Annotated in this window: 9 protein-coding genes; 8 read left to right on the top strand and 1 reads right to left on the bottom strand. The window is 43.2% G+C overall.

Annotated elements, in window-relative coordinates; all coding sequences use genetic code 11:
* Positions 1 to 363: 363 nt before the first annotated feature.
* The 6 genes from IM500_RS20325 (at position 364) to IM500_RS20300 (ending at position 2,895) form a co-directional block, all read left to right on the top strand.
* On the top strand, positions 364 to 897 hold the full coding sequence (locus IM500_RS20325; protein WP_190719128.1) for a hypothetical protein: 534 nt from the start codon (positions 364 to 366) through the stop codon (positions 895 to 897).
* A 199-nt stretch (positions 898 to 1,096) separates the two neighbouring features.
* Positions 1,097 to 1,252 carry a precorrin-6A/cobalt-precorrin-6A reductase gene (locus IM500_RS20320; RefSeq protein WP_190719132.1) on the top strand — a complete coding sequence of 52 codons (156 nt, stop codon included), beginning with the start codon at positions 1,097 to 1,099 and terminating at the stop codon, positions 1,250 to 1,252.
* A gap of 51 nt (positions 1,253 to 1,303) precedes the next feature.
* The gene (locus IM500_RS20315) at positions 1,304 to 1,585 is read left to right on the top strand and encodes a DUF2470 domain-containing protein (protein WP_190719135.1); all 282 of its coding nucleotides are present in this window, start codon (positions 1,304 to 1,306) and stop codon (positions 1,583 to 1,585) included.
* A gap of 54 nt (positions 1,586 to 1,639) precedes the next feature.
* On the top strand, positions 1,640 to 1,852 hold the full coding sequence (locus tag IM500_RS20310) for a hypothetical protein (RefSeq protein WP_190719139.1): 213 nt from the start codon (positions 1,640 to 1,642) through the stop codon (positions 1,850 to 1,852).
* Positions 1,849 to 2,202, top strand: coding sequence for an NINE protein (locus IM500_RS20305; protein ID WP_045357333.1), 354 nt, complete (start codon positions 1,849 to 1,851; stop codon positions 2,200 to 2,202). Before IM500_RS20310 ends, IM500_RS20305 begins: the two co-directional genes overlap by 4 nt.
* 6 nt (positions 2,203 to 2,208) lie before the next feature.
* A complete protein-coding gene (locus IM500_RS20300; protein WP_190719147.1) occupies positions 2,209 to 2,895 on the top strand; it encodes a helix-hairpin-helix domain-containing protein in 687 nt (228 codons plus the stop codon).
* A gap of 15 nt (positions 2,896 to 2,910) precedes the next feature.
* Here the strand turns inward: IM500_RS20300 and IM500_RS20295 are convergent, their stop codons facing one another.
* Positions 2,911 to 3,687, bottom strand: a complete 777-nt coding sequence (locus IM500_RS20295; protein WP_287739429.1) for an SDR family NAD(P)-dependent oxidoreductase — start codon at positions 3,685 to 3,687, stop codon at positions 2,911 to 2,913.
* Between the two features lie 148 nt (positions 3,688 to 3,835).
* Here IM500_RS20295 and isiD point away from each other — a divergent pair, with 148 nt between their 5' ends.
* Both isiD and IM500_RS20285 read left to right on the top strand, forming a co-directional pair.
* Positions 3,836 to 4,048, top strand: coding sequence for a protein IsiD (gene isiD, locus IM500_RS20290; protein ID WP_002732311.1), 213 nt, complete (start codon positions 3,836 to 3,838; stop codon positions 4,046 to 4,048).
* A 164-nt stretch (positions 4,049 to 4,212) separates the two neighbouring features.
* A complete protein-coding gene (locus IM500_RS20285; protein WP_147069384.1) occupies positions 4,213 to 5,211 on the top strand; it encodes an adenosine kinase in 999 nt (332 codons plus the stop codon).
* The last annotated feature ends 250 nt before the right edge of the window (positions 5,212 to 5,461 follow it).

The following is a 5,461-nucleotide window of genomic DNA, read 5'->3' as shown; positions in this document are numbered from 1 at the left end:
GCGTTTAACCGCTATGGGATAGAGAGGTGCGTAGTTCACCCAAGGAGAATCAATCTCTCGAAGTAAAAGTGAAGGGAATTTCTGAAATGGAATTCAGTCTGTCTATATTTGACTATACTTTTACTAACTATTACTCTCTGCCCCGATTGACCTTAAGTAGGACAATTAGATCAATGCACAATTAAAGATTTTTGTCAAGAAAATAATATTAAACTTATTATTGATCTCTGCCATGCCCACGCCCAAATTATCTGGCAATTAGCGATTAATTACGCTACTCTAACTAATATCCCTCCATTAGCCTCGATTTAGAACTGGCTTTTATCCGTCCCCACCTTATCATCAATTTTTTTCCAGAATCTTATGTTTGAAACTATCACTCCCGCTATTAGCGATCGCATCTGTAAACACAGGAACAAAGATCACGGTGATGCCGTGCTTTTCTACTTAGGTCTATCGGCGGTATTATTAAGCTTACATCTACCGGCAGCGGCGCAAAATTGTCGGCCACTTTCTTTATTAGGGGGTGAAGGTAGTGAAATCACTAAAACCGTCTCGCAACCCACTATTCCAGGTCCCTTCGGTGTCACCATAACCCGTAATAATTGGAATACCGATTGGGCAGTTCCGGGGGGTAGAAGTTTTCAGAGGTTTATCATCACGGTTTCTGTTCCCCGGGCTGCCTCCTTTGATATCCGGCTGTTTCTCAAGTATAGCGATCAAACTAACGAGGAATTTTTTAATACTAATGGAGTACGAATCGAACCCGATAAACCCTTAACAATTACTGCCACAGTACGGGCAAATGATCAACCTTTTCTAGTCAATCTTTTTGTCAATGGTATTCAGCACATCGGTAATACCTACACCGCTTCTGTTGTCGGTTGTGAACGATAAAATATATAGGGTGTACTGAAAAAAGTTTTTCCCAGGGGCAGGGTGTGGGGTTTTAAGCTAAGAGGCATTTTAATCGCCTATCCTTAGATTAGCTCAATCTCTCCCAATCCCTTTACTGTTGCCTCTTGTTTCATCTCAACAGGCAATTTAACTGCACGGGCAGCCCCGGGATCTGACTCTCTACCCCGATTGACCTTAAGTGGGACAATTAGAGCAATGCACAATTAAGGATTTTTGTCAAGAAAATAATATTAAACTTATTATTGATACCTGCCATCCTCACGCCCAAATTATCTGGCAATTAGCGATTAATTACGCTACCCTAGCTAATATCACCCCATTGGCCTCGATTTAGAACTAGCTTTTATCCGTCCCCACCTTATTATCGATTTTTTTCGGGAATATTATGTCTGAAACTATCACTCCCGCCATTAGCGATCGCATTTGTAAACACATGAACAAGGATCACGGTGATGCCGTGCTTTTCTACGCTCAAGTTTACGGCAATATTACCGATGCAGAAACCGCTCAAATGCTCTCCATCGATCCCGAAGGTATGGATTTAGCCGTAGAAAAATTAGGGGAGAGTCAAACAATTAGAATACCTTTTGAACGCACCCTAGAATCAGCCAAGGAGGCCCATAATATCCTCGTTGAGATGCTAAAAGTTAATCAAACCACCCCTTGACAAAGCCCGATTTTGCGACTATCACCGAAAAAGACCAACCTAGAGAATTAGCCCATGAATCAGGTTAACAGTACGGGAATAAAAATACCCAAGTCTGGCTGGCGTTTACTGCCTTTTTTAGCCTTGGGTGCGCTAGTTTTTGCCTTTAATTCCTCCCTAGAATTAAATTATCTAGTCAAGGGTTATATTACTCTCTTGGAATTACAGACAGGCATCGTGGTTTTATACTTTCTTTTGGCTAAATTAGGGAAATCTCAAAAATTATGAGAAATAGAACTATAGCGGCTTTACTAGCCTTTTTTCTCGGTTATCTTGGCATCCATAAGTTTTATCTAGGGGAGAATTTGGCAGGTATTTTTTATCTACTTTTCTTCTGGACTTTTATCCCTGGCATCATTGCTTTTTTTGAATTTATTGGTTTAATCATCATGTCAGATCAAGCTTTTGATGCTAAATATAATCCTAACTATCTCCCCAGCAGTAGAGAGCGAGGACTGCCAGAATCAGCCCAGCAAAAAACCGCTACTTTACTCCAGCTTAAAAAACTTTACGATCAGGGAATTATTACTGCTGAAGAATACGAAGAAAAACGCAGAAAATATTTAGATTCTCTTTAAAAAAATATGTCTAATCTCTCTCCTCGCCCTCCCGAATCTTCCGAGTGGATCTGGCTGTCTTTAGTCCCAGTTTTCGGTGGGCTTGCCATTGCTAATGCTGGCAAAAAAAACAATAACCAAAGTTGGTTATCTGTCGGCATTGCCCTGACAATTATCTCCCTTATTTTCCTTACACAAGAGTCTTTTATCGTCATTTGGTTTGCCCAAATCGGCCTGGGTTTATACATCCGTCAACAGCTTAATTCCCATCCAATAGCTTCGGCAAATAGAACCGATTCCAGACAGTCATCCTCTCCTCTCGAAAAAATTGATATTAACAGCTGTTCCACCAACGATCTGGTTTATAAATTAGGGTTGCCGATTGTCTATGCCAATGATATCGTTTCTGTCCGTAACGAAGGACATATTTTTACCCATTTAGAAGAATTACACTTCCTGGCTGGTTTACCAGAAAATTATCTGAAAAAATTGGAACCTTTGGTTATCTTTGCCTACGATATTCGCCAAGAAGTTGACGTTTCTTGGCGTTGTTTAAACTACTACTCCGTTGCGGAATTAGTCAATCTCGGTCTTGACTTTTCCGTGGCTGATAAAATTGTCGCCGAAAGAGAAAAAAACGGTGTCTATCGTTCGGCGATCGAAGTGAGAAACCGGACAGGTATTCCCTTAAAATCCTATCAGCAATTGCTCTAATTCGCTTTATTCTACTTATAGCTTAAATTGCTTTTCTATCAAAGACACGATCCAACTTCTGGGTAAAAAACGGGGCAGATTGACGATAATTTTATTAGTCAATTTACCGGCTACCACGTTGGGGCGCTTATTTGCCAAGGCAGTTAAAGCCTCTTGTACCACCACTTCTGCCGAATCTAACCGGCCGTTTTTGCCCATAAAGGCACTGGGAAATCGGGCCACCTCAAAAAAATTGGATTCCGTCGGACCGGGGCAAAGAGCGAGGATTTCAACGCCTTTCTCCTTATTTTCTGCCCAGAGAGACTCGCTAAAACTGAGGACAAAAGCTTTTGTCGCCGCATAGACGGAAAGATAGGGCAGCGGTTGAAACCCGGCAATGGAAGCAACATTGATAATTGCCCCCCCAGTGCCAGCAAGCATGGGACGGAGAAAATAGTGGCTTAATTCCACCAATACCAGATTATTTAACTGGATCATTTCTAACTGTCGGGCTAAATCCTGCTCGCTAAAAGCACCATAATCACCAAAACCGGCATTATTTACCAGTAAATCAACGTTGATTCCTTTTTGGTTCACCGTATCATATACCAGCTTTCCCGCCCCAGCAACGGTCAGATCTTGAACGATAACTGTCACTTTTACCCCGTATTGTTCCCCCAATTCCGCCGCTAATTGTTCTAGTTTATCTCTGGATCTAGCGACTAAAATTAGCTCCATTTGCCGTTGGGCAAGTTGACGGGCAAAGACGACACCGATACCGGTGGAAGCGCCAGTAATGAGGGCTGTTTTCATAGAAGATCAACCAAAAATAGCTTTTTTGCTGGAATTGTACCACAATTACCCTTCCATTTACAGTTCTTAACTTGGCGGGGAAGGCATTTTTTCAACTCAGAATATATGTTAGGCTATAAATAGAACAAAGGTCGAGGAAGGTGCATAAATGACAGTTATAAGCTTCACTGATCAAGATATTGCCAAGTATACCGCCGCTGATATTGCTTCTTTGGCCGAACGACTAGAAAAAGATGAGTATAGTAACCCCTTCGAGGCTTTGCGGGATTGGCATCTGTTGCGAGCGATCGCTTTTCAAAGGCAGGAATTAGCCGAACCTTATCTTTATCTGTTGGATCTAGAAGCCTACGATGAGGCTTAAAGTGGCTTAGTTAAACAAAACTTAACACAAATTACTGGGGGTGTGAGACTAGCACACCCATTATTTTTGATTATGATATTCTCCGGCTGAAAAAAGCCCCTAGCTTTTTGCCCCTTCTTTCCCTACTATCAATAACAAAGTATTTTTAGGCGATCGACTAAATTATGGGCAAACAATACAACGTTTATGGGATCGGTAACGCGCTCGTCGATATGGAATTTCAAGTCTCTCCTGAATTACTGCAAGAATTAGGCATCGATAAAGGAGTGATGACGCTGGTGGACGAAAATCGTCAAACCCAGTTGATGGAAAAATTGGCTCTTGATTGTAAACGCAGCGGTGGCGGCTCGGCGGCGAATACCCTAGTAGCGATCGCTCAGTTGGGGGGTAGAGGTTTCTATTCCTGTAAAGTGGGCAATGACGAATTAGGTAAGTTTTATCTGCAAGATCTGCGCGCCTGTGGTTTGCATACCAATGAACACGGCGGCGAAAAAGAGGTGGGAATCACGGGAAAATGTCTAGTTTTCGTCACTCCCGATGCCGATCGCACCATGAATACTTTTCTCGGCATCACCGGGGAAATTTCCGAACGAGAATTAGTCCCTTCAGCGATCGTTAATGCCGATTATCTCTATCTCGAAGGTTATCTCGTCACCTCTCCCACTGCCAAAGCTGCCGCTATTAAAGGGCGAGAAATTGCTCAGGCTGCTGGAGTCAAAACCGCTTTATCCCTGTCGGATCCCAATATGGCGATCTTCTTCCGGGAGGGATTACTGGAAATGATCGGAACGGGGTTAGATTTCGTTTTCGCTAATGAGTCGGAAGCTTTGACTATTTCCGGCAGCGAGGAAATTGAGTCAGCGATCGCCTATTTTAAAACCATTGCCAAAGGATTCGCTATCACCCGGGGTGCCAGTGGTTCTTTGATCTATGATGGCGAAAATCTCCTGGAAATTGACCCCCATCCCGTACAGGCGATCGATACCGTCGGCGCGGGGGATATGTATGCAGGTGCATTTCTCTACGGCATTACCCACGGTATGGGTTACAAAGGGGCAGGAAATCTCGCTTCTCTAGCGGCTGCCCGGGTGGTTTCTACTTTTGGGGCGCGTTTACAAACCGAGGAAATTCAATCCCTGCGCGATTTGATCGTTTTGGGATAGGTTTTGTCGGTGATCAGCTTTCAGTCATCGGGAGTCAGGTTTTTTCTCTCTGCTCCCTGCTCATAGACAGTCTTAACGAGTAATTTAGATAGGGTTTGCTGAATAAATTTGAAATGTAGGCAAAGTAAGGGTTTTGGGGCTTTACGAGCGAAACAGGTGCAAGATTTTGAGAGAATCGTCGTTCAAAACCTTGCGTCTTCATCGGCCCGCGTCCTGTAGGGGCGAAGCATTCGGGCAATAACCTATCGGT

Source organism: Microcystis sp. M179S2 (assembly GCF_020245805.1).
Lineage (GTDB): Bacteria > Cyanobacteriota > Cyanobacteriia > Cyanobacteriales > Microcystaceae > Microcystis > Microcystis aeruginosa.
The sequence above is the reverse complement of the archived record's forward strand: the minus strand, read 5'-3'. Positions and strand labels throughout refer to the sequence as shown.